At 72.5% G+C, this 23,038-nt stretch carries 20 protein-coding genes and 1 pseudogene; 9 read left to right on the top strand and 12 right to left on the bottom strand.

The genetic code is table 11. The features are described from left to right. Positions 1 to 28: 28 nt before the first annotated feature. The 3 genes from otsB to ACZ5Y0_RS12030 all read right to left on the bottom strand — a co-directional run bounded on the left by otsB (position 29) and on the right by ACZ5Y0_RS12030 (position 2,648). Positions 29 to 895 (bottom strand): trehalose-phosphatase, encoded by an 867-nt coding sequence (gene otsB / locus ACZ5Y0_RS12040; RefSeq protein ID WP_469128534.1) that lies wholly within the window; start codon positions 893 to 895, stop codon positions 29 to 31. Positions 896 to 1,052: 157 nt separating this feature from the next. Continuing rightward, the gene (locus ACZ5Y0_RS12035) at positions 1,053 to 1,298 is read right to left on the bottom strand and encodes a DUF3263 domain-containing protein (protein ID WP_469128533.1); all 246 of its coding nucleotides are present in this window, start codon (positions 1,296 to 1,298) and stop codon (positions 1,053 to 1,055) included. A gap of 72 nt (positions 1,299 to 1,370) precedes the next feature. Continuing rightward, positions 1,371 to 2,648 carry an extracellular solute-binding protein gene (locus tag ACZ5Y0_RS12030; RefSeq protein WP_469128532.1) on the bottom strand — a complete coding sequence of 426 codons (1,278 nt, stop codon included), beginning with the start codon at positions 2,646 to 2,648 and terminating at the stop codon, positions 1,371 to 1,373. Positions 2,649 to 2,796: 148 nt separating this feature from the next. Here ACZ5Y0_RS12030 and ACZ5Y0_RS12025 point away from each other — a divergent pair, with 148 nt between their 5' ends. The 3 genes from ACZ5Y0_RS12025 to ACZ5Y0_RS12015 all read left to right on the top strand — a co-directional run bounded on the left by ACZ5Y0_RS12025 (position 2,797) and on the right by ACZ5Y0_RS12015 (position 6,045). Continuing rightward, entirely contained in the window at positions 2,797 to 3,741 is a 945-nt protein-coding gene (locus ACZ5Y0_RS12025) for an ROK family protein (protein ID WP_469128531.1), read from the top strand. Between the two features lie 128 nt (positions 3,742 to 3,869). Next, positions 3,870 to 4,976, top strand: a complete 1,107-nt coding sequence (nagA, locus tag ACZ5Y0_RS12020) for an N-acetylglucosamine-6-phosphate deacetylase (protein ID WP_469128865.1) — start codon at positions 3,870 to 3,872, stop codon at positions 4,974 to 4,976. A 148-nt stretch (positions 4,977 to 5,124) separates the two neighbouring features. Next, a complete protein-coding gene (locus ACZ5Y0_RS12015) occupies positions 5,125 to 6,045 on the top strand; it encodes a 1-phosphofructokinase family hexose kinase (RefSeq protein WP_469128530.1) in 921 nt (306 codons plus the stop codon). Positions 6,046 to 6,051: 6 nt separating this feature from the next. On the opposite strand, the gene ACZ5Y0_RS12010 is transcribed toward ACZ5Y0_RS12015, so the two are convergent. Both ACZ5Y0_RS12010 and cdgB read right to left on the bottom strand, forming a co-directional pair. After that, on the bottom strand, positions 6,052 to 6,996 hold the full coding sequence (locus tag ACZ5Y0_RS12010; protein ID WP_469128529.1) for a carbohydrate-binding protein: 945 nt from the start codon (positions 6,994 to 6,996) through the stop codon (positions 6,052 to 6,054). 153 nt (positions 6,997 to 7,149) lie between these two features. Next, entirely contained in the window at positions 7,150 to 8,817 is a 1,668-nt protein-coding gene (gene cdgB, locus ACZ5Y0_RS12005) for a diguanylate cyclase CdgB (protein WP_469128528.1), read from the bottom strand. 442 nt (positions 8,818 to 9,259) lie between these two features. Between cdgB and ACZ5Y0_RS12000 the strand changes: the two genes are divergently transcribed. Together ACZ5Y0_RS12000 and ACZ5Y0_RS11995 are read left to right on the top strand one after the other, a co-directional pair. Next, positions 9,260 to 9,751 (top strand): flavin reductase family protein, encoded by a 492-nt coding sequence (locus tag ACZ5Y0_RS12000; RefSeq protein ID WP_469128864.1) that lies wholly within the window; start codon positions 9,260 to 9,262, stop codon positions 9,749 to 9,751. A 48-nt stretch (positions 9,752 to 9,799) separates the two neighbouring features. Then, complete coding sequence (locus ACZ5Y0_RS11995; protein WP_469128527.1) at positions 9,800 to 10,291, top strand: GNAT family N-acetyltransferase; 492 nt, start codon at positions 9,800 to 9,802, stop codon at positions 10,289 to 10,291. Positions 10,292 to 10,343: 52 nt separating this feature from the next. Here the strand turns inward: ACZ5Y0_RS11995 and arfB are convergent, their stop codons facing one another. Then, the gene (arfB, locus tag ACZ5Y0_RS11990; RefSeq protein WP_469128526.1) at positions 10,344 to 10,781 is read right to left on the bottom strand and encodes an alternative ribosome rescue aminoacyl-tRNA hydrolase ArfB; all 438 of its coding nucleotides are present in this window, start codon (positions 10,779 to 10,781) and stop codon (positions 10,344 to 10,346) included. Positions 10,782 to 10,928: 147 nt separating this feature from the next. On the opposite strand from arfB, the gene ACZ5Y0_RS11985 reads away from it, so the two are divergent. Continuing rightward, entirely contained in the window at positions 10,929 to 11,504 is a 576-nt protein-coding gene (locus ACZ5Y0_RS11985) for a TerD family protein (RefSeq protein WP_030946277.1), read from the top strand. A gap of 143 nt (positions 11,505 to 11,647) precedes the next feature. Here the strand turns inward: ACZ5Y0_RS11985 and ACZ5Y0_RS11980 are convergent, their stop codons facing one another. From ACZ5Y0_RS11980 to ACZ5Y0_RS11965, 4 genes are all read right to left on the bottom strand, one after another. Then, positions 11,648 to 12,754, bottom strand: a complete 1,107-nt coding sequence (locus ACZ5Y0_RS11980) for a lytic polysaccharide monooxygenase (protein ID WP_469128525.1) — start codon at positions 12,752 to 12,754, stop codon at positions 11,648 to 11,650. A 329-nt stretch (positions 12,755 to 13,083) separates the two neighbouring features. Further along, a complete protein-coding gene (locus ACZ5Y0_RS11975) occupies positions 13,084 to 15,270 on the bottom strand; it encodes a glycoside hydrolase family 3 N-terminal domain-containing protein (protein WP_469128524.1) in 2,187 nt (728 codons plus the stop codon). 236 nt (positions 15,271 to 15,506) lie between these two features. Next, positions 15,507 to 16,634: a glycoside hydrolase family 12 protein gene (locus ACZ5Y0_RS11970; protein WP_469128523.1), complete on the bottom strand. Its 1,128-nt coding sequence runs from the start codon at positions 16,632 to 16,634 to the stop codon at positions 15,507 to 15,509. Between the two features lie 262 nt (positions 16,635 to 16,896). Beyond that, positions 16,897 to 17,919, bottom strand: coding sequence for a LacI family DNA-binding transcriptional regulator (locus tag ACZ5Y0_RS11965; protein ID WP_469128522.1), 1,023 nt, complete (start codon positions 17,917 to 17,919; stop codon positions 16,897 to 16,899). Between the two features lie 363 nt (positions 17,920 to 18,282). Between ACZ5Y0_RS11965 and ACZ5Y0_RS11960 the strand changes: the two genes are divergently transcribed. Then, on the top strand, positions 18,283 to 19,239 hold the full coding sequence (locus ACZ5Y0_RS11960; RefSeq protein ID WP_469128521.1) for a bifunctional GNAT family N-acetyltransferase/NUDIX hydrolase: 957 nt from the start codon (positions 18,283 to 18,285) through the stop codon (positions 19,237 to 19,239). Between the two features lie 7 nt (positions 19,240 to 19,246). Here the strand turns inward: ACZ5Y0_RS11960 and ACZ5Y0_RS11955 are convergent, their stop codons facing one another. Then, complete coding sequence (locus ACZ5Y0_RS11955; protein WP_469128520.1) at positions 19,247 to 20,674, bottom strand: M1 family metallopeptidase; 1,428 nt, start codon at positions 20,672 to 20,674, stop codon at positions 19,247 to 19,249. A 436-nt stretch (positions 20,675 to 21,110) separates the two neighbouring features. On the opposite strand from ACZ5Y0_RS11955, the gene ACZ5Y0_RS11950 reads away from it, so the two are divergent. Beyond that, a complete protein-coding gene (locus tag ACZ5Y0_RS11950) occupies positions 21,111 to 21,611 on the top strand; it encodes a hypothetical protein (RefSeq protein ID WP_469128519.1) in 501 nt (166 codons plus the stop codon). A 213-nt stretch (positions 21,612 to 21,824) separates the two neighbouring features. Here the strand turns inward: ACZ5Y0_RS11950 and ACZ5Y0_RS11945 are convergent, their stop codons facing one another. Then, positions 21,825 to 22,535 carry a pentapeptide repeat-containing protein gene (locus tag ACZ5Y0_RS11945; RefSeq protein ID WP_469128518.1) on the bottom strand — a complete coding sequence of 237 codons (711 nt, stop codon included), beginning with the start codon at positions 22,533 to 22,535 and terminating at the stop codon, positions 21,825 to 21,827. 172 nt (positions 22,536 to 22,707) lie between these two features. Here ACZ5Y0_RS11945 and ACZ5Y0_RS11940 point away from each other — a divergent pair. Further along, a pseudogene (locus tag ACZ5Y0_RS11940) lies at positions 22,708 to 22,995 on the top strand (FAD-dependent oxidoreductase); the annotation flags it as partial. Positions 22,996 to 23,038: the final 43 nt, after the last annotated feature.

The raw sequence follows: 23,038 nt of genomic DNA, 5'->3' as shown, positions 1-23,038 counted from the left end.
GACCCCCGTCACGCCCGCCCCGGGCCGCTCACCGCAGCCGGCCCGAGAGCGCCCGCAGCAGTCCCACGACCCCTGCGGGACCGTCGACGACGAGGTCCGCGCGCTCCGACAGCTCGGTCACCTCGGAGCTTCCGCTGGCCACCAGCAGACCGGGAACACCGTCGGAGCGGAGTTTCTCGACGGCGGCGAAGGCGGGCAGGTCACCGAGGTCGTCGCCGGCGTAGAGGACCGTCTCGGCGCCGATCTCGCGCACGTACTCCGTCAGGGCCACGCCCTTGTCCACGCCCGGTGGCCGCAGCTCCAGCACCATCCGGCCGGGCTCGACGATCAGTCCGTGCCGGGCGGCGAGGTCGGCGAGCGGCCGGCGCAGCGCCTCGAACGCGGCCTGCGGGTCCTCCGCCCGGCGCGTGTGCACGGCGACGGCCCGCCCCTTCTCCTCGACCCAGGTCCCGCGCCATGCCCCGGCCGCCTCCAGCACGCCGGGCAACTCGGCCCGCACCGCCGCGACACCGGGGTGCGCGGCGGGCGCGGAGACGGTCCCGGTCCGGGCCTCCCACCGTTCGGCCCCGTAATGCCCGAGCACCGTGAGCCGCTCCAGCCCGGGCACCCCGGCGAATCCGCCGTTGCGCACGGCCACCGCGGCGGGTCGCCCGGTCACCACGGCGACGGAGGCCACCTTCGGCGCCAGCTCCGCGAGCACGGGGAGAGCGTCCGGATGCGCCCGCGCGTCCTCCGGGTTCTCCACGATCGGCGCGAGCGTCCCGTCGAAGTCGAGCCCGACGAGGGTGCTGCGCGGCGTGGCGAGAATCGCGGCGAGCGCCTCGCGGCCGTGGGGGGTGAGGGGGGTGGGGAGGGAGGAGTGGGAGTCCGGGGAGTGCGTCTCTTTGGTGCCCATACCGCCTGACGATAGCCAAGAGCGGTACCACTCGGCCCGTCCGGGGGCACCCCCTCCGGGAGACCTCAAGGCGAGGCCCCTTCAGGGCACGGTCCCGTCCCCCGGCCCCCAGAGGAAGGGCCCGGGCCACGGGATCCCACCGCCCGTCCGCACGGGCTCAGCGTTCCGCCCGGCGCGCCTCCCGCACCCGGCGGAGCCGGTTGACCGTCACCGGATCGTGCGCCAGTGCCCTCGCGTCGTCCAGCAGCGCGTTCAGCAGCTGGTAGTACCGCACCGGCGACAGATCCAGCTCCTCACGGATCGCCCGTTCCTTCGCGCCGGGCCCCGAGAACCCACGCCGCTCGAGGGCGAGGATGTCCCGCTCCCTCGCCCCGAGCCCCTCGTCATCCGCTGCCCGCTCCATGCCCGCACGGTAGCGCAGCGGACCGACCGTGACCCGGCTCAGCCGGCGGAGCCGGGTCGGCCGTGATCCGGCTCAGCCGGCGGAGCCGCTCTCCACGGTCGTGGCCGTCGTCTGGAGCTGGCCGAGGACATCGGCCGGACTGGCACCGGGCTGCACGGCCTGCCCGATCCGCTTCTTCACGTCCGCGCTGACCGCCGCCCAGGAGGTGCGCCCCACCGGGTACAGCTCGGACACCGGCAACTGGTCGAGGAACGGCTTGAGGTCGGCGTCCTGGGAGGCGGCGGTCATGGTCTGGGAGGCGGAGTTGGTGACGGGCAGCAGGTCGTACTCGCGGGAGAAGTCGAGGACGTTCTCCTCGCTGTAGACGAAGTTCAGGAAGTCCTTGATCTGCTCGGCGTGGCCGTTCTGCCTGAAGGCGGTCATCCAGTCGGCGACACCCATGGAGACCTTGGTCGGCCCGTCGACGCCGGGCATGGGGACCATGCCGACCTTGACGCCCTTCTTCTGGGCCGTCTTCATCAGCGAGGGGTGCCCGTTGAGCATGCCGACCTGCCCGGCGGCGAACGCGGCGAACGCGTCGGCCCGGTTGAGCTTGCCCGGCGCCACCGGCCCGGTGAGGTCCTTGCCGACCAGCTCGTTCTTCAGCCAGGTGAAGGTGTGGACGTTCTCGGTGGAGTCGAGGCTGTAGCCGGTGGCGCTCTGGGTGTAGCCGCCCCCGCCGCTGAGCAGCCACTGCATGGTCTCGGCCTGCGCCTCCTCGGGGCCGAGGGGCAGGGCGTACGGGTACTTCACGCCGTCGGCCTTCAGCGCCTCCGCGTCCTCGGCCAGCTCCGCCCAGGTGGTGGGCGCGGTGATGCCGGCCTTGGCGAAGAGGGTCTTGTTGTAGAACAGCAGTCGCGTGGAGGAGGCGAACGGCATGCCGTACTGCACGCCATGCACCTCGCCCGCGTCGGCGAGCTGCGGCACGAAATCGGCCTGGACCGGGATCGAGAGGACGTCGCCCGCCTCGTAGAGGAGGTCCTCGGCGGCGTAGTCGGCGTAGGCGCCGATCTGCGCCATGTCGGGGGCCCTGCCGTCGTCGACCAGCTTCTTGACCTCGCGGTCGACGTCGTTCCAGGAGTGGACGGTGACCTCGACCGTGACGCCGGGGTGGTCCTTCTCGTAGGCGTCGACCAGGTCTTCCCAGTACTTCTTCGAGCTGTTGGCGCTGCTGTCGCCGTAGTCGGCCGCCACGAGTCTCAGGGTGACGTCGTCGGAGCCACCGGTGACCCCGCAGCCGGCGAGGACCGCCGTGACGCTCAGGGCGGTTGCCACCGCGATCGTTCCGGACTTCGCTGCCCGCCGCTGCACTGTGTTCTCCCGCTCCCCTGGTGGCCGTGCCGTGTGCACACACAACCCGCACATAAATGCTCGGACCAATGAACCCGTTATTCGGATCAAGGTCTACACCACGCAAGTGGACTAGACCTCTTGCGGGTCCGCGGGCCACACTGTTCCCGTGAGACATGTCATCGCCCTCGATGTGGGCGGCACCGGGATGAAGGCCGCCCTCGTCGGGGCGGACGGCACGCTGCTGCACCGGGCCCGCCGGGCCACCGGCCGCGAGCGCGGCCCCGACGAGGTCGTCGCCGGCATCCTCGACTTCGCCGCCGAGCTGCGCGCCTACGGCGTCGAGCACCTCGGCGGGAGCGCGGCCGCTGCGGGAGTCGCGGTCCCCGGCATCGTCGACGAGGCCAACGGCGTCGCCGTCTACGCCGCCAACCTCGGCTGGCGCGACGTCGACCTGCGCCGGCTGCTCACCGGCCGGCTCGGCGGCATCCCGGTGGCCCTCGGCCATGACGTCCGCACCGGTGGACTCGCGGAGGGGCGCATCGGCGCAGGTCAGGGCGCCGACCGCTTCCTCTTCGTGGCCCTCGGCACGGGCATCGCCGGAGCCATCGGCGTGGACGGCCGGGTGGAAGCGGGCGCGCACGGCTTCGCGGGCGAGATCGGCCACATCGTCGTACGTCCCGGCGGCACACCCTGTCCCTGCGGACAGCACGGCTGTCTGGAGCGCTTCGCGTCGGCGGCGGCGGTCAGCGAGGCATGGGCGGCGGCCTGCGGGGATCCGGAGGCGGACGCCGCGGACTGCGCGAAGGCCGTCACGTCCGGAGACCCGAACGCCGTCCGGATCTGGCAGCGGGCGGTCGACGCGCTCGCCGACGGCCTGGTCACCGCCCTCACCCTGCTGGACCCCCGCACCCTCATCATCGGTGGCGGCCTGGCCGAGGCGGGGGAAACCTTGTTCACACCGCTACGGGACGCCGTCCGCCGGCGGGTCACCTTCCAGAGACTCCCGCACATCGTCCCGGCGGCACTGGGCGACACCGCCGGATGCCGGGGCGCGGGACTACTGGCCTGGGATCTGCTCGAATCCACCGACCGCACGGAGGTATCGACCTGATGGCCACCCCCCCAGGGGCGCGGGACGCCACATCACGCGGCTCCGCCGCGTGGGCGCGACAAGCCACGACGCACCCGCAGCCCGCGACCGGCGCACCCAGGCAGACGCTGGTCGGCGCCCGGGTCGTCATGCCGACCGGCACGATCGCCGACGGCCGGGTGACCATCGACGGCACCCGGATCGCCCCCGAAGCCCCGCAGGGGACCGCCCGGGTGATCGACGTGACGAACCACTGGCTGGTCCCCGGCTTCGTCGACCTGCACAACCACGGCGGCGGCGGAGCCTCCTTCTCCGGCACCGCCGAAGACGTGCGGAAGGCGATCCTCACGCACCGCCGCCACGGCACCACCACCCTTGTCGCGTCCACCGTCACCGACGACATGGACGTCCTGGTCCGCCAGGCTGGCCTGCTCAGTGAGCTGGCCGAGCAGGGCGACCTGGCCGGTATCCACTTCGAGGGCCCGTTCATCTCGCCGTGCCGCAAGGGCGCGCACTCGGAGGGGCTGCTGCGTGACCCGGATCCGGCGGAGGTGCGCAAGCTGATCGACGCGGCGCGCGGCAGGGCGAAGATGCTCACGCTGGCGACCGAGCTGCCGGGCGGCATCGACTCCGTACGGCTGCTGGTCGAGCACGGGGTGATCGCAGCGGTCGGCCACACGGACGCCACCTACGAGCAGACGGTGGAGGCGATCGAGGCGGGCGCGACGGTCGCCACGCACCTCTTCAACGCGATGCCGCCGCTCGGGCACCGCGCGCCGGGCCCGATCGCCGCGCTGTTGGAGGACGAGCGGGTGACGGTCGAGCTGATCAACGACGGCGTCCACCTGCATCCGGCCGCGCTGGAGCTGGCGTTCCACCGGGCGGGTGCGGGCCGCGTGGCGTTCATCACGGACGCGATGGACGCGGCCGGCACCGGTGACGGCCGTTACCTGCTCGGCCCGCTGGAGGTCGAGGTCAGCGAGGGCGTGGCCCGGCTGGTGGAGGGCGGTTCGATCGCCGGTTCCACACTGACCCTGGACCGCGCCTTCAAGCGGGCGGTCACGGTGGACCGGCTGCCGGTGGAGGACGTGGTCGCGGCCCTGTCCGCCAACCCGGCCCGGCTGCTGGGCATGGACGACCGGGTGGGCTCCCTGGAGCCGGGCAAGGACGCCGACCTGGTGCTGCTGGACGAGAACTTCGACCTCAAGGGCGTGATGCGGCAGGGAGTCTGGGTGGTGGATCCCCAACTGGGCTGATTCGTCCGCCGACGGAGCACCCGTCGAGGGGCGGTGGCCGACCCGGGACTGGGCCGGCCGCCGCCCCTTTGGCATGATCAGGCCGTCCGGAAGGACGGATTCACGCGAACGGAAGGGGAACGCCGGTGATCGGGGGAGGTCGGGGCAGGTGATTCTCACGGTCACGCTCAACACCGCGCTCGACGTCACCTATCGCGTCCCGGTCCTGCTTCCGCACGCCACGCACCGGGTGACCGACGTGGCGGAGCGCCCCGGCGGCAAGGGACTGAACGTGGCGCGCGTCCTGGCCGCGCTCGGGCACGAGGTGACGGTCACCGGTTTCGTGGGCGGCCCCGCCGGCCGCGTCGTACGGGAGCGGCTCACCGGCGCGACCGACGCGCTCGTCCCGTGCGCCGCCCCCACCCGCCGTACGCTCGCGGTCGTCGACGAACGCACCGGCGACACGACGCGGTTCGACGAACCCGGCCCGGTCATCACCCCCGCCGAGTGGTCCGCCTTCCAGGAGGCGTACGAGCGTCTGGTGGCCGGCGCCGACGCGGTGGCCCTGTGCGGCAGCCTGCCGCCGGGGGTGCCGGTGGGCGCCTACGCGGGCCTGGTGCGCACCGCGCGGGCCGCGGGCGTACCGGTGCTGCTGGACACCAGCGGGGAGGCGCTGCGCCGCGCGGTGGCGGCGCGCCCCGACCTGATCACACCGAACGCCGAGGAACTGGCCGAACTGACCGGCTCGCACGAGCCCCTGCGCGCCACGCAGGACGCGCGGCGACGCGGTGCCCGGTCGGTGGTGGCGTCACTGGGCGCACGGGGCCTGGTCGCGGCGACCCCGGAGGGCCGCTGGCGGGCCACCCCGCCGGCCCGGATGCGCGGCAACCCGACGGGCGCCGCCGACGCGGTTGCCGCGGGCCTGCTCTCGGGCCTGGTCGAACGCCTCCCGTGGTCCCGGACCCTGGCGCGGGCGGTCGCCCTGTCCGCGGCGACGGTCCTGTCCCCGACGGCCGGCGATGTCGACCGGGCCGCCTACGAGGACCTGGTGGACAGGGTGGCGGTGACCGGGGAGGTCACCGCCGCCTGAGCGGGGTCAGTCCTCGACCTGGCCCTTCTTCAGCCAGAACTGGTCCAGCAGCACATTGCACTTGTCGCCGTTCTCGCAGGAGAGGCTGACCGTGTTGGTGCCCTTGGTGAGAGTGGGCCAGGCGAAGGTGGTGGTCCAGCCCTTCGCGAAGTCGCCGGCGGCGGCATGCGCGTAGTTCTTCATGCTGAGCGGCTGGCCGAACTTCTTGCCGTTGACCGTGAGGGTCATCGACTGGTCCTCGCCGGCGGTGCTGTAGTGCGCGAACAGCGTGTACGCGCCCTCCTCGGGGATGCCGTCGACGCTCCAGGTCACGGAGTTGCCGACCTGGTTCAGGGCCACGTAGATGCCGCCGTCCGCCTGGGCGCCCTGGACGTCGGACGCCAGTGCGGCGCTGCCGCCAAGGCGCATGGTCTTCGCGTCGGCCTTCGGCAGTTCGACCTCGTCCTCGGCGTCGCCGCCGCTGGACGCGCTGGGCGAGGCGCTCTGGGAGACGGTGGGCGCGGTGGAGACCTCGTCGCCGGCCTTGTTGTCGTCGCCGGAGTCACCGTTGGCCATCGCCACGGCGATGCCGATCACGACGGCGGCGACCACCGCGACCGCGCCGATCAGCAGCCCCTTGGTGTTGGGACCGCGGCCCCGGCCACCGCCGGTGCCCTGCTGCCGGTTTCCGGTGAGCGTGCCGGCGCCGCCGGCGAAGTTCTCGGGCCCGGCGGGGTTGGAGTTCGGCCGACCGTACGCGCCCTGCTGCGGCGGCACCGCCTGCTGGCCGTACTGCGCGGTCTGCTGCTGGCCGTACTGGCGCTCGCCGACCGCGCGCACGCGGCTGACCGACGGGTACCCGTAGCCACCGCCGGACGGAGGCTGTGCTCCGTTGGCCTGGCCGTCGGCGTAGAGGTAGCCGAACGGGTCGTCGTCCTCGGGCGTGCTCGCGCCGTTGTTGCCGGGCGTCATCCCTTCGTACTCCTCAACAGGTGCGGGGCGGATGCGGTCCGCGTATGCCTACGCGTCCATACGTGCGGAGAAGAGCGAGCCTACCCGCTCCCGACCCGCCGAACGGGTGACCCGGATCGCCTGGCTGCGGGGGTCGGGGCGCTGACCTGCTGATCATCCCGCGCGTCGGTGCTGTTTGGGACGAGATCGTTTCTCTACGTACATCCGCTCGTCGGCGGACTTCAGCACCTCGTCCGCGGTCATCCCGCAGTGGGCCCAGCCGATGCCGAAGCTGGCGCCCACCCGGACGGCCCGTCCCTCGGCCCGGATCGGCTGGATGATCTCGTTGCGCAGGCGCACGGCGAGGTCCTGGGCGTCGGCGCTGCCGAGGCCGTCGGCGAGGATCACGAACTCGTCGCCGCCGAGCCGGGCGACGGTGTCGCCGTCGCGGACGCCGCGCGAGAGCCTGCGGGCGACCTCGATGAGGACCGCGTCACCGGCGTTGTGTCCGAACCGGTCGTTGATCGACTTGAAGCCGTCGAGGTCGCAGAAGAGGACGGCGAGCCCCTTGGTGCCGTCGTCGCGGGCGCCGTCCGTGGGGGCGATGGTGTGCACGTGGTGGTCGTAGGCGTCGAGGGTCTCCGCGCCGTCGGACCGGAAGTCGAAGCCGTGGCCGTTGGTGTCGAAGGCGGGGTGCCCCTGGGCGTCCATCGCGTCGACCGCGGCGGGGTGGGTGGACTGCGGGCGCTTGCAGAGCCGGGAGGACAGGCGTGAGCGCAGCTCGGCGGAGTTCGGCAGGCCGGTGAGGGAGTCGTGGGAGGCGCGGTGGGCGAGCTGGAGTTCCCGCCGCTTGCGGTCCTCGATGTCCTCGACGTGGGTGAGGAGGAAGCGGGGTCCGTCGGCGGCGTCGGCGACGACGGAGTTGCGCAGCGACACCCAGACGTACGTCCCGTCGCGACGGCCGAGGCGCAGTTCCGCCCGCCCGCCCTCGGCGGAGGTCCGCAGCAGGGTGCCTATGTCCTCGGGGTGGACGAGGTCGGAGAAGGAGTAGCGGCGCATCGCGGAGGCGGGCCGGCCCAGCAGGCGGCACAGGGCGTCGTTGGTGCGCAGGATCCGGCCGTGCTGGTCGCCGCCCATCTCGGCGATGGCCATGCCGGACGGGGCGTACTCGAAGGCCTGGCGGAAGCTTTCCTCGGAGGCGCGCAGGGCCTGCTGTTCGCGTTCGAGGCGGACCAGGGCGCGCTGCATGTTGGAGCGCAGACGTGCGTTGCTGATCGCGATCGCGGCTTGGAAGGCGTACATCTGGAGGGCTTCGCGGCCCCAGGCGCCGGGCCGCCGGCCGTTGCGCGGACGGTCCACGGAGAGGACGCCGATGAGTTCGCCGCAGGCGCCGTTGCCACCGGGGGCGGCGGGCGTGTACATGGGGGCGAACAGCCGGTCGGAGGGGTGCCACTCGTCCTCGAAGCGGGGCGCGGGCCCGTCCGTGTACCACTGCGGGACGTCGTCGTCGTCGAGGACCCAGCCCTCGGTGTGGGGTATGAAGATCAGGTCGCCCCAGGTCTCCCCCATGGTCAGCCGGCGCTCCCAGGACTCGCGGGAGCCGACGCGGCCGGTGATGAGGGCCTCGGCGGCGGGGTTCCCGGAGAAGGCGGCGACGACGAGGTCGCCGTCGGGGCGTACGAGGTTGACGCACGCCAGTTCGTATCCGAGTGCGGTCACGACGCCGTTGGCGACCGTCTGCAGCGTGTCGGCCAGGCTGCGGGCCGTATTCATGTCGGCCATGACCTGGTGCAGTTGTCGCAGGGACGCAAGACGGACGTAAGGCTCCGACTCGGCCTCCATGCTCGCCCTCCCCCCGAGACTTCGCAGCGAATCAAGGGTTGTCTTCGGCGTAACGTCGTTTCTGTCGTTGCGCATGTCGTGGTGTCTGTACCTGTGACGCCTCCGCCACTGAATCACAGCGCGCTGCCCACTCGGTACACAGGGTCAACAATTCCCGGCTCTTGTGACTCAAGTCACAGGAGAACATGAACAATTGCGTGGGGTTTCTGCATTTCTCCTGTGCGTTTACTGAGCGTACGACTCCCCTGGCGGAGAGCGTACGGGAATCGGTCCGGGGACCTACGACCGCGCTCGGGCGGAGGTCCGATGCGGAGCGGCCCGCCCGACGACTAGCGTGCGGAGCGTGCTTCCCGACCTGCTCAAGACCTCAACCACCGTGCCCGCCCCGGCCGGCCCCTCCGGGCATGCTGTGGGGGTGAGCAACGACGAGTTCCGAGCCGCCATGTCCCGGCTGGCCGGCGGTGTGGTCCTGGTGACCGCGCGGGAGGCCCCGCTGGACCCCGACGACCCCGGGTCGCCGGAGGGCGAGAACGCCGGAATGACGGCCACGGCGTTCCTGTCCGTCTCCCTGGAACCGCCCCTGGTGCTGGTCAGCCTGCGCACGGGCTCCCGGATGGACGACCTGATCGACGAGCAGCCCCTGTGGGCGGTGTCGGTGCTTTCGGAGAGCCAGCGGCACATCGCCGGACGCTTCGCGATGAAGGGCAGACTCAGCGACCGGCTCCTCTTCGAGGACATCCCGTACACCCGCGGCGAGGCCACCGGCGCACCCCTGGTCGGCGGCGCGCTGGCCACGCTGGAGTGCCGTACCGAACAGCGGGTGGCGGCCGGCGACCACACCCTGGTGATCGGCCGGGTGCTGCACGCGCGCGTACCGAGCACGGAGGGCGGACCGCTGCTCTATTTCAAGGGCCGTTACCGCCACTTGAACTGAACGGTAATTCAGTGGCCGCACGCTGAACTCCCTTCCTACGCTCCCCCCATGACCTCCCCGCAGGCGACTTCCGCCCTTCACCTCGAAGAAATAACCGCCGCAAATCTGGAAGCCGCTCTCGGCATTCGGGTCCGCCCCGAGCAGGAATTCGCGGTCTCCCCCGTGATGAAGTCCCTCGCCGAGGCGTACGTGCATCCCGGGGTCGCCTGGCCGCGCCTGATCGTCGACGGCGAGCGGCCGGTCGGCTTCCTGATGGCCTTCTTCGACATCGACTGGGACGGGGACGGCAGCCTCATCCGCTCCGGCCTGTGGCGGCTGAACATCGCGGCGGGCGAACAGGGCCGCGGCTACGGGCGGTTCGCCGTCGCATCCGTCGCCGAACGGATCCGCGACCGCGGCGGCGAGGAGCTGTACGTCACCTGGCACCCCGGCGACCACGGCCCGGAGGACTTCTACCTCGGCCTGGGCTTCCGCGACACGGGAGAGCGGAGCGAGGGCGAGACGGTCGGGGTGCTGAAGCTGGACCGTGTACGAGCGTGAAGCCGGCCGGCCGGAAGGCGGGGGGAACGGCCGCTTCCCTTCCCCGCCACCCTCACCCCCAGTCCCGGCCCGTCCTCCCCCGCTTCGTGTCCGACCGCTGCTTCTTCTGCCGCAGCCGGCGCTCGTTGATCCCGCGCGGGATGCGGGTGGGGCGGCGCGGCTTGGGCGGCGGGGCCGTGGCCTCGGCGAGGAGCGACGCCAGGCGTACCGCGGCGGCTTCCCGGTTGCGCCACTGGGAACGGTGCTCGGAGGCGCGGACGGAGACGACGCCGTCGACGAGACGGCCGGCGAGCCGCTCCAGCGCGCGCGCCTTCCACACCTCGGGCAGGGACTCGGTGCGCGCCAGGTCGAAGCGCAGCTCCACCTGCGAGTCGGTGGTGTTGACGTGCTGCCCGCCGGGCCCCGAGGACCGCGAGAAACGCCACACCAGCTCGGCCTCGGGAAGGGAGACGGAGCCTCTGATGACATGGGGACCGGACATGCCGTACATGTTCCCTCGCCTGACCCGTCCACGTCACGCGATTTAGGGTTTGGCAAAGAAAGTAAAGACACGGGGAACCTTGGCGCCCCCTCGCGGCGTTCATAGGGGTAGCTGTAGTTTCGTGCCCGTTACACAACAAGGGAAGGACTCCCCACAATGGCTGTAAGCCTGTCCAAGGGTGGCAACGTCTCGCTCACCAAGGAGGCTCCGGGCCTGACCGCCGTCACCGTGGGCCTCGGCTGGGACGTCCGCACCACCACCGGCACGGACTTCGACCTCGACGCCTCGGCGATCGCGGTCAACCCGCAGGGCAAGGTGTACTCCGACGCCCACTTCGTCTTCTTCAACAACAAGCAGACGCCGGACCAGACCATCGTGCACACCGGTGACAACCGCACCGGCGAGGGCGCTGGCGACGACGAGGCGATCAACGTCAACCTGGCCGGCCTCCCCGCCGACGTCGACAAGATCGTCTTCCCGGTCTCCATCTACGACGCGGAGAACCGCTCGCAGAACTTCGGCCAGGTCCGCAACGCCTACATCCGCATCGTCAACCAGGCCGGCGGTGCGGAGATCGCCCGCTACGACCTGTCGGAGGACGCGGCCACCGAGACGGCCATGGTCTTCGGCGAGCTGTACCGCAACGGCGCCGAGTGGAAGTTCCGCGCCGTGGGCCAGGGCTACGCCTCGGGCCTCGTCGGCATCGCCCAGGACTTCGGTGTGAACGTCTGAGTCACACGCACACCTCAGCGGCGCCCCCGGCCACCCGGCCGGGGGCGCCGCTGTCGTACGGCCGGGGCGGGACCGGCTGGCGTGCGAACCGCTCGCCGCCGGTCCGGTGACGGCCCGGCGGCGGGCGGGCGCGGGGTGCGGGGCTACGGCGTGACGCAGCCGATCGATCCGACGGGAAGGTTGTTGCCCGTCGAGGTGGCGGTGAAGCCGAACGTGACACTGCCGTCGGCGGGCACGACGCGGTTGTAGTCCATGCTGCGGACCGTCACCGTGCCGTCCGGCGCCGTGGACGGCGCACCGTTCCACACGCTGCCGACCCTGGTGCCCGCCCCCGGCCTCCAGGCCACGGCCCAGCCGTTGAGCGGTGCCGTGCCGTGGTTCATGACCTCGACGGAGGCCTGGAACCCCCCGCTCCAGGAGTTCTGCACGGTGTACATGGCCATGCAGGAACCGGTGTGCGGGTCCGTCGGGGTGGGCGTCGGGGTCGGGGTGGGCGTCGGGGTCGGGGTGGGGGTGGGCGTCGGCGTGCCGCCGGAGCCGCGGATGCCGGTCACCTCGCCGTTGCCTCCGTCGAAGACCACGTCGGAGCAGGAGAAGAAGTTCTCCTGGCTGTCGGAGCGGACCCACTGGATGAAGATCACGGCGTCACCGGAGCGGCCGGAGGGCAGCTTCAGGTCCCAGTGGTAGTGGCCGCCGTCGGTGCCCGGCGAGCCCTGCTGCGGCGGGTCGGTGACCGTCTGGACCGGTTCCAGGTCGTTCCAGCCCAGCGGTGACGTCGGCGACCAGCCCTGCCTGGTGACGTACACCCGGAAGTCACCCGGGTGCGCGGCCCAGTTGCTGTACTTCGCCTGGATCGTCGCGCCGCTGGTCAGGTGGGTCCGCGGCCAGTCGGAACGGGCCGCGTTGTACGCCTTGAAGTCGTACGGCGACCGGTTGCCGGCGCTGCACAGGGTGCCGTCCGGGACGTAACCGGCGCCGCGGCCACCGGCGTTGGAGTCGAGGACGGCGAACCAGTTGTAGAGCGCGGTGGCACCGCTCTGGGCCAGCGCGTCCCGGCAGGCCGGGTTGGTCGGGTCCAGGCCACCGGTGGCCGTGCGGGCATCCAGGGAGCACAGGTAGGTGCGGGATCCGGGCAGCATCGCCACCCCGTGGGCCTGTGCGCTTCCCTGGCTCAGGAAGACCAGACCGAGCATTGTCAGCAGGGTGGCCAGAGCCGCCGCCACTGACGCGTAGACGTTTCGTCGAGCCATGAGCTGTTCTCCTTCCCTTGTCCCACGTGAGGGGGTGTGGAGCACGGTGGGTCTGTCGTGCGGTGCGGGGGCGGCGCGGTGAGGGCCCGACGGTGAGGGCCTCGCCCGCCCGAGGAAGGCGCCACCCGGGCGGGCGAGGACGCGGGACCGCGCGCGGGCACACCCGGCGGGTGGTGCGAGGTGGTGCGAGGTGGTCCCTCGTGGTGCGGGAGGGGGGCCTGCGTGGTGCGGCATGGGTACGGGGACGCCGCGTGGTGAGGGGGCGTGGCGCCGGACGGGACGCCGGGGGCGCGTTCGAGGGGCGCCGCGAGGTCCCGCCCGGCATGCGGTCAGCTGCCGGAGCAGCGTGGGGCGGGTGCGCCGGCGGTGCCGTTCGCGGTGAAACCGAAGGCAGTGGTCGCGCCGGGGAGCAGCGAGCCGTTGAAGGCGGCGTCGCGGACCGTGGCCCGGCCCTGGGCCGTGGTGAGCGAACCGTTCCACAGGCTGGTGACGGTCGAGCCGCCCAGGTCCCAGGCGACCGACCAGCCCGTCAGCGCGGTGGAGCCGGTGTTCTTGACGGTGACCTCCGCCTGGTAACCGCCCTGCCACGACGAGGCGGTGCGGAACTGCGCGGTGCACGCCGTCGGGGTCGGGGTGGGCGTCGGGCCGGTGCCGCCGTAGGTCAGCCCGTACCCGTAGGGGAACAGTGGCGTCTTGCCGTCACCGTCGTTGATGGGCTCCTGGGATGCGCTCCGCATCCACGTCACCGGCAGTTCGCCGGTGGGGGCGTAGTCACCGAACAGGACGTCGGACACGCCGGCACCCTCGGTTCCGGGCAGCCATGCGGCCAGCAGCGCCTTCCAGTCCGGGAGTCGGTCGGCGATGTCGAGCGGACGGCCCGAGACCAGCACCACCACGACGGGCACGCCGCTCGCCTTCAGCCGGCTGAGCGTCTGGAGGTCCTCCTGGTCGAGTCCCAGACCGTTCGGCCGGTCGCCCCGGCCCTCGGCGTAGGGCGTCTCACCGACGACGGCGACGGCGGCGGCGTAACGGGAGTCGATGCCGTTGCCGTAGCGGTCGTAGGTGATCCGTGCCGGGTCGGTGACGGCGGCACGGATGCCCTGGAGGACGGTGGTGCCGTCGGTGACCGGACCGCTGCGGCCCTGCCAGCCCACGGTCCAGCCCCCGCTCTGGTTGCCGATGTCGTCGGCCGACTTGCCGGCGACGAACAGCCTGGCCGACTTCGGCAGCGGCAGGATCCCGCCGTCGTTCTTCAGCAGCACCTGCGAGGCACGCACCGCCTGACGGGCCAGGGACCGGTGCGCGGCCGACCCCACCGTGGCGGTGTACGAGCGGTCGGTCAACGGCTTCTCGAAGAGGCCCAGCCGGAACTTCTCGGTGAGGATGCGGCGGTTGGCGTCGTCGATCCGGGCCTGCGGGACACGGCCCGCGGTGACCTCTCCGCGCAGCAGCGTGAGGAACTTCTTGTAGTCGTGCGGCACCATCACCATGTCGACGCCCGCGTTGACGGCCGTGGCGATCTCGGCCCCGGTGAAGCCGGTCCGCCCGTCGAGCTGGTCCACCGCGGCCCAGTCGGAGACGACGATCCCCGTGAAGCCCAGCTCGCCCTTGAGGACCTCGGTGACCAGGTACTCGTTCGCGTGGGACCTGACGCCGTTCCAGCTGCTGTACGACAGCATCACGGAACCCACCCCACGACGCACCGCCTCCTTGAACGGCGGCAGGTGGACCGCCCGCAGCTCGGCCTCGGACAGTTGGGTGTCGCCCTGGTCCACGCCGCCGGTGGTGCCGCCGTCGCCGATGTAGTGCTTGGCGGTGGCGAGCACCGAAGCGGGGCCGGCCCCCAACGTCTCACCCTGTAGGCCGGTGACGAACGACGTCATCGCGGACGGCAGTCCGGGCGTCTCGCCGTACGACTCGTAGGTGCGGCCCCATCGGTCGTCGCGCGCCACGCACAGGCACGGTGCGAAGTCCCAGTCGATGCCGGTTCCCGACACCTCCTCGGCCACCGCGCGCCCGATGTTCTGGACCAGTGCGGGGTCACGGGTGGCGCCGAGGCCGATGTTGTGCGGGAAGAGGGTGGCCCCGCGCACCGCGTTGTGGCCGTGCACGGCGTCGATCCCGTAGATCATCGGAATGCCGAGCGGTGTGGTCAGGGCGGTGCGCTGGAGGGAGTCGTAGGTGTCGGCCCAGGTCCGCGCGTTGTTGGGGCTGACGGTGGAGTCGCCGCCGGACAGCACGGAACCGATGCGGTAGGTGGCGAGGTCGGACAGCGGCACGAGGGCGTCCTTCTCGATCTGCGTCATCTGGCCGAGCTTGTCGTCCGGCGTCATGCGCGACAGCAGGTCGTCGACACGGTCGGCCACGGGTAACGAGGCGTCCTGGTAGGGGAGTGCGGCGGCCGACGAGGTGCCCGCCGGCTCCGGGGCCGCGACGGCCGGACCGGTGAGGACCAGCGCCGTGACGCACAGGGCCAGGGCCGTCACCGGGCGACGGCGGGTGAGCAGAAGGCTCATGCGGACGGGCCTTTCCGGGAAACGTTCCAGGATGGGGGCGGCGCTGAGCGAGGACCGGGACCCGCCCGCCGGATCGGCGCGGGATCGAGGAGGGCGGGCCCCGGCGCAGTGGGGGTGCGGGTGCGGTACGGCGCGGGGTGCGGACCTGCCGGGACCGAGCGGCCCCGGAGGCGGCGGCCTGGCTCAGGACCGCGCGGCCCGAGCGGCCTCGCGGGCCGCGCGCACCGCACCACACGTCACGCCACGGCGCAGGTCGTGCCGTTCAGGGTGAAGCCGGCGGGCTTGGCGAAGGTACCGCCGTAGGTGCCCTGGAAGCCGAAGGTCGCCTGAGCGCCGGGTGCGATCTGCCCGTTGTACGCCAGGTTGCTCGCCGTGACCGCGCCCGAGGACGGGGAGACGGTGGCGCCCCAGGAGCCCGTGATCCGCTGCCCGCCGGGCAGGGTAAACCCGAGATTCCAGCCGCTCAGCGGCGTGGAGCCGGTGTTGGCCAGGGTGACGTCGGCCGTGAAGCCGCCCTGCCAGACGTTCGTCCCGTACGTCACCCGGCACGCCGCGGGGTTGCCCGGGTCGCCCGGAGTGGAGCCGCCCGTGTCGACCGTCGAGGAGAACGACGACACCCCGAGTCCCGCCCCGTTCTGCCAGGGCTCGAAGCCGGCCTGAACGCTCGTCAGGTACCAGTCGCTGCGCGCGAGTCCGCGGGAGACGGCCTGCCGCACGAAGTCCATGACGTCGAAGGACCAGCTGGTGATCGCCGACGGGGCGACGAAGGACAGCACGTCGTTGGAGCCGTTGTTGCCGGACCACACCTGCCACGGGCGCCCGGCGACCGTGGCGGTGCCGACCTGCGAACCGACCGGCTGGACCGGGCCCACCTTGTGGAACCACACCATGATCTCGGTCTTGTTCACGCCGTCCGTGCGGGGCGTCGGGTCGAGCCAGATGTCGTACGCGGCGTCGTACACGGCGTTGCTCACGTACGTGTACGCGATGGACGTGGGGGCACTGGAGATGGTGCTCAGCCGGGCCGGAAGCCGGGTGCCCGGCGAACAGTTGGTGTAGTGGCAGCCGTCGTAGACGGACGGATAGGACTTCGGGGCTCCGTTCGTGGGAACCGAGCCGTCGGCCCGGGTGACCGTGAATCCCGAGTCGGTGACGTTGATGCACTGGGTCTCGCTGGTTCCCCAGCGGTTGTTCTGGACGACGTAGCGGCCCTGGATCGTGGTCGACCCGAACTGTTCGCAGATCGCCGTGTCGGCCTGTGCCACCGAGGCGGTGGTCAACAGCGCCGCCTGCACGGCGAGGGCGGTGAGCAGCGCGCCGAACAGGCCACGCGCTCCACGGGCATGGTGCTTTGACGGTCGCATGCGGTCCTCTCCGAAGGGACGGCGAAGTCTCTGTGGAAGCGCTCCCACGCGATGGCGATGGGAGCGCTCCCATTCATCGGTTCGGTTGGGACTGTAGAGATGGGTTCATGTCCCTGACAAGGCTGCGGACGCGAACGTGTCGGAGCGATTTCGAAGGCCCAGGTCAGGAGGAGGGATTTCCGGAGCGCCACGGCCCTCGACCGCCGGAGCGAGAGTTGTTGGGAGCGCTCCCGGCACCGGACCGGCGGGGGGCCGACGACACTCAGGTCGACTCCCGTACCACCAGTTCCGTCCGGAGGATCACGTGCCGCCAGGCCACGGCGGGCTCCTCCATCTCCTCCAGAAGCAGGCGGACCATGGCCCGTCCCATCTCCTCCAGCGGCTGGCGGACCGTCGTCAGCCGCGGCACCGTCTGCTGCGCCAGCGGAAAGTCGTCGAAACCGACCACGGCGACGTCCTCGGGCACCCTGCGCCCCGCCGCGCGCAGCGCCTGGAGGGCACCGGCGGCCGTGGTGTCCGACGCGGCGAGGACACCGTCGATCTCGGGATGGCGTTCGATGAGCCGGGCCATGGCGTGGCGCCCGCTCTCCTCGGTGAAGTCGCCCTCGGCGACCCATGACGGCTTGGCGCGCAGGCCGGTCGACACCAGGGCCTCGTGGTAGCCGCGCAGTCGGCACTGGGCGACGTACATGTCGGACGGCCCGGTGATGGTGGCGATCGCCGTACGGCCCCGTTCCAGCAGGTGGGTGACGGCGGTGCGGGCCCCGCCGACGTTGTCCGCGTCGACGTAGCTGACGTACTCGTCACCGGAGCGGCGTCCCAGCAGCACGGTCGGCAGCCGGGCCTCGGCGAGCATGTCGGGCAGCGGATCGTCGGCGTGCACGGACATCAGGAGCACCCCGTCGACCCGGCCGCCGCGCGCGTACTCGAGGAAGCGCCGCCGCTCGTCGCCGGAGCGCACCAGGGTCAGCAGCAGCTGCATCCCGGTGTGGGCCAGCGCGTCCCCGAGCGAGCTGACGATCTCGGAGAAGAAGGGCTCGGCGAACTGCCGCCAGTCCGGCTCTGTCATGACGAGCGCGACGGCGTCGGCACCGTGCCCGGCGAGGGAGCGCGCGGCGAGATTGGGGACGTAGCCCAGCTCCTCGATCGCCTGCTGCACGGCACGCCGCGTCGACGCCTTCACCCCCGCCGCGTTGTTGATGACGCGGGAGACCGTGCCCCGTCCCACACCTGCGTGAGCGGCCACCTCCTCCAGCGTCGGCGTGCCAGGGCGTCGCTTGCCCATGACCACCTCCCCCACGAGATCACCGATCTTACGGCCCGGGCCACACCGCGCACACGGCCCCGCCGTCGACGGGAACGCGTCCGCGACGGGTGCCGCCGCGACCGCCGCCACGGCCTCCTGGGAGCGGGAACGGCCGGGGGTCACCACTCGTCGCAGCCACCGGGAGAACGCGCCGCTTTCCCTGGTCGGCGCGGCACCAGCCGCCGCCGGTCCAAGGCGTTGCGTCGATCGCTCATCACAGGAGTCGGTGCGTGCGTGGCGTGGGGTCAGGTGCTCGTCGTCGGCGCACCCCCGCGCCCCCGCACCGCCGACGGCGAGCACGTGGCGATTCGCACTCCGAGGGGCACGGCTAACCTGCCGCCCATGCGCCTCGACCCGCTCCCGCTCACCAGCGACCACGACATCCCGGCACCCCTGCTCGCCGAACTCACCGCGCTCTACGCCTCCGACCGGGAGTTCCAGGCGCTCAGCGGGGACTTCCCGGACCCCGACGACATCCGGCCCGAGCAGGTGGCCGAGGCGTTGGCCGACGAGTTGGCCGATCCGGGGGCGGAGGTGCTGCTCGCGCGTGGGAGCGGGCGGCTCGTGGGGGTGGTCGTCACCCTGGCGCGGCATCCCGACCCGGACGATCCGGACCCGTGGATCGGGCTGCTGATGGTCGACGTGGCCGTGCGGGAGCAGGGCTACGGGCGGCGGATCGCCGAGGCCGTCGAGGCGCGGTTCCGCGCGGCGGGCCGCGGCGGCGTACGGCTCGCCGTCCTGGACGCCAACCCCGGGGGCCTCGCCTTCTGGAAGGCCCTCGGCTACGAGGTGATCGGCCACCGGCCCGACCTCCGGCTCGGCCGCCCCTGCGCCGTACTGCGCAAGAGCCTGCGCATCCCGCGCCGCGCCGCCCGCGTCGCCGTGGTGGACCCGGACGGCGCGGTCCTGCTCTTCCGGTACGACGACGTCGAGGTCGGCGTGCACTGGGCGCTGCCGGGCGGCGGACTGGAGGAGGGCGAGTCCCCGCGCGAGGGCGCCCTGCGACAGCTGGCCGAGGAGACGGGGTGGACGGACCTGGAGCCCGGCGAGCTGCTGCGCACCTGGGAGCACGACGTCACGCACTCCGGAATCCCGGTCCGCCAGCACGAGCACATCTACGTCACCCCCGGCCCGCACCGGGAACCCGCCGACCTCGGGCCGGCCGCCGCGCACACCGCCGACGGACTCCTCACCTGGCGCTGGTGGACCCGCGAGGAGCTGGCCGAGGAGGCGGAGCGGGTGTGGCCGGGGGGCCTTGCCGGGCTGCTCGACGCGTGGGAGGCCTCGCGCGAGCGGTGACGGCGTGTCAGGGCCGCTCCGGCTTGCCCTTCCCGTACAGCCAGTCGCGCCAGACCGGCTTGAAGTCCTTGTCCGGGGCCTGCTGCTCGACGTACGCCGTGAAGTCGTCGGTGTCCGCGTTGCCGTGGCGGTGGGCGGCGGTCCAGCCCTGTACGAGGTCGTAGAAGGCGTCGTCGCCGAGGGCCTGCCGGAGCTTGTGGACGACCATCGCGCCGCGCTGGTAGACCGGGTCGGCGGAGACGTGCCGGGCGTTCGTGGGCCTCGCGGGCGGGAAGTCCCAGAGATCCTCGTAGGTGTCCTCGCCGTGGTCGTACATCTCGGTGAAGGTCTCCTCGGCGGTGGGGCCGCCCTCGTCCTCCGTCCACAGCCACTCGGCGTAGGTCGCGAAGCCCTCGTTGAGCCACATGTCCCGCCAGGTCCTGGGTGTGACGGAGTTGCCGAACCACTGGTGGGCGAGTTCGTGGACGAGCAGTCCGACCTCGGGGGCGCCGGGGAGGACGGGCCGGTTCTGGGTCTCCAGCGCGTACGCGGAGTCGCTCGGGCGGTCGACGATCGCGCCGGTGGAGGAGAAGGGGTACGGGCCGAAGTTGTACACCGCCCACTCCATGACCTCGGGCAGCCGGGCCAGCGTGGCGCGGCTCGCGGCGGCCTGGGTGGGATCGACGGCGACGTACACCGGCAGGCCGTCCCCGGTGCTGGACCGGGTGACGGTGTAGCGGCCGATCGCGAGCGTGGCGACATGGCTCGCCATGGGTTCAGCGGTGCGCCAGGCGAACGTCGTACTGCCGCCGGTGGTGCGCCGGCTCCTCAACTCCCCGTTGGACACGGCCGTCAGGCCCTGCGGCACGGTGACCGTGATGTCGTAGGACGCTTTGTCCGAGGGGTGGTGGTTACCGGGGAACCAGGCCATGGAACCGGTCGGTTGGCCGAGCGCCAGCGCCCCGTCCGCGGTCCTCAGCCAGCCCTCCTTCGAGCCGTCCGGGTCGGTGATCGTCTCGGGGCGGCCGGAGTAGCGCACGGTGATCTCGAAGGTCTCGCCCTCGGCGAGGCGGTCCTCCGGGCGGACGGTCAGCTCCTGTCCGTCGCGGTCGAAGGACGCCGCCCTGCCTCCGACGGTGACCTTCTCGACCTCCATGCCCTTCAGGTCGAGGTCGAGAGCGGAGAGGGCCTCGGTGGCGCGGGCGGTCAGGCGGGCGGTGCCGGACAGGCGGCGGCCGGCGGGGTCGTAGGCGAGGTCGAGGCCGTAGTGGCCGACGTCGTAGCCGCCGTTGCCCGCCTTCGGGAAGTACGGGTCGCCGACCCCCGCGGCCCCGGCCCTCGCGCCCCCGGCGTCGTCCGGCCCGCCCCCGCCGCAGCCGGCGAGGGCGAGGGGCACGGCGAGGCCCCAGACGGCGGCCGCGGCGACGGCCGTCACAGGGCGCGCGGATCGGGACATGTGAGCGATCTTAGGCGCGCGCGGATCAGGACATGTCAGAAGTCCGGGGACTGCGCGAGTCGCGCCATGGCGGGGATCCGGGAGCCGCGCGGGGTGACGACCGGCCGGAGATCCAGGACCCGCGCCGGGCCGGAACACGCCGGGACCCAGGAGCCGCGCCGGGTCACGACCTGCCGGAGAGCCAGGACCCGCGCGAAGTCACGACCTGCCGCAGATCCGGAAGGCCGCACGGAGTCACGACCTGCCGCAGATCCAGGACCCGCACGGAGTCACGACCTGCCGCAGATCCGGAAGGCCGCACGGAGTCACGACCTGCCGCAGATCCAGGACCCGCGCCGGGTCGGAACATACCGGGGTCCAGGAGCCGCGCGGGGGCGGAACAGGGCAGGGATCTCGGGGACGCCCGCCCCTCCGGAGCCGTGACACCATCACCTACGTGCTCGACATCGGCTACGCCCTCTCCAACCGCTTTCCCGACCCCCCGCAGACCGACTACCGCCGCGCGGACGTCCACGCGCTGCGGCACGACCTGTTCTGCGGGGACGTCTACCTGGCCGACACCAAGGCGGACCGGGAGGTGTCCACAGCCTGGGGATGGGTGCCGGTGCTCGACTTCGCGTGGGCGCTGTGCGACATCGTGGAGCGGCTCGACCGGGACCCCAGGGGCTCCCGCGCCTCCCGCCCCCAGCACGCCGAACTGGACTTCACGGAGTCCACCGACCGCATGCTCTTCGAACGCCGCTTCGGCTGGGTCGACATCGAGGCCGACTGGATGCCTGCCGAGGAGCCCCCGCTGACCTTCTCCCACGCCGAACTGCGCCGCGAGGCCCGGGACTTCCTGCACGACCTGATCGCCGACCTGGTCGACCTGCACGACGACCTGGACGAGAACCCGGCGATCTGGACCCTCCTGGCCCGCTTCCCCCGACTGGGCTGAGCGGCCCCCACGCCGACCGACCGGCCCCCGCCGCACCCGACCGGCGCCGGCCGCGCCGCACCGCCCGGCACCGTCCGTCCTTCCACCGAGGACCCGAGCAGGTGCCTCCGGGCCACGTGGACGCACCCCGTGGTCGGTCGGCCCGCGGCCCGACGCAGGCGGGCCATGACGCCGTGGTGCCGGGCGGGCCGTGACGCCGTGGTGCCGGGCGGTTCAGTCCGCCACCCTGATCCCCAGCTCCGCCGCCAGCACGGGCGCCAGGTCCAGTAGTTGGGCCGTGCTGATCACCGCGCCGGACAGGCGGTCAAGGCCGCCCGCGATGCCCAGCTCCGTCGCCCCGCGCAGGTCGGTGTCCGTCAGGGTCGCCGCCGTGAAGTCGGCCGACCTCAGGGCACAGTCCACGAACTCCACGCGCTCCAGGCGGGCGCCCGCGAAGTCCGGCTCGACCAGCACACAGCCCTGGAAGACGACGTCCCGCAGCCTGGCCTGGCGCAGATTGAGATAGTCGATCTTGCCGCCGCGGATCAGGACCCGCTCCAGAACCGCGCCGTGCAACTGCGTCCCGCCCAGGCGGGCGTCGACCAGCTCGACGTCGCGCAGGGTCGACTCGGCCAGGTTCGTGCCGACGCCGCGGACGCCGGTGAGCACCGAGTCGAGCAGGCGGGCATGGTGCAGGCGCGTCCCGTCCAGCGCGCAGGCCGACAGCGCGCAGTCCATGAAGCGGGCGCCTCCGCCGTCCTGCCCGGAGAGATCCGACTCCCGGAACTCCAGACCGTCGTAGTCCCCGTCGGGCTCCAGCCCACCGCCGCCGTACGGCTCCAGGGGCGGCAGCCGCAGCTCCGGCCGCCGTGCGCCCTTCACCCGGTCGGCACTGCCGCCGGCCGTCCTCGCCCTGCTGCCGCCACCCGCACCCGTCCTCGCCATGCCCCCATGCTGCACCCCGCCACTGACAACCCCACTGACCAGTGCGAACGCCCTCCATGTCACACATCCGGGCCCGGCGACAGTCCTGTCCGCGAAGACGCCGTTCATCAGCGCGGCCACACGTCCGCAAGGCGTCCCGAGACCTCCCGAGACATCAAGAAGAGCAGAACCCGTGCGTCACATCACCGTGTTCGGCGGCGGCTTCGCCGGCCCCACCGCCGCCGCCGAGGCGGGCGCCAAGGTCACCCCGCACGAGGCCCACCACACCCTCGCCGGGCGGGCCCGGACCGCGGAGGACCCCTACCGGACCGACGAGGGCCCGCACGCCCTCTACCGCGGCGGCCCGCACCGGGCCTGACTCCGGCAGCGCGACCTCATCGGAGCGCTCGCCCCGCTCCCGCCCCTGGAGGCCGCCCGGCTGCGCCTGCGCCACCGGGGCGCCCCGCGCCGCACCCCGCCGCCGGTGTCTGTCTGGTGGGCGGACAGGTGGCTCGCCGGGCGTG

The organism is Streptomyces sp. NPDC033216, from assembly GCF_055577115.1.
This window is presented reverse-complemented; position numbering and strand designations above follow the sequence as displayed.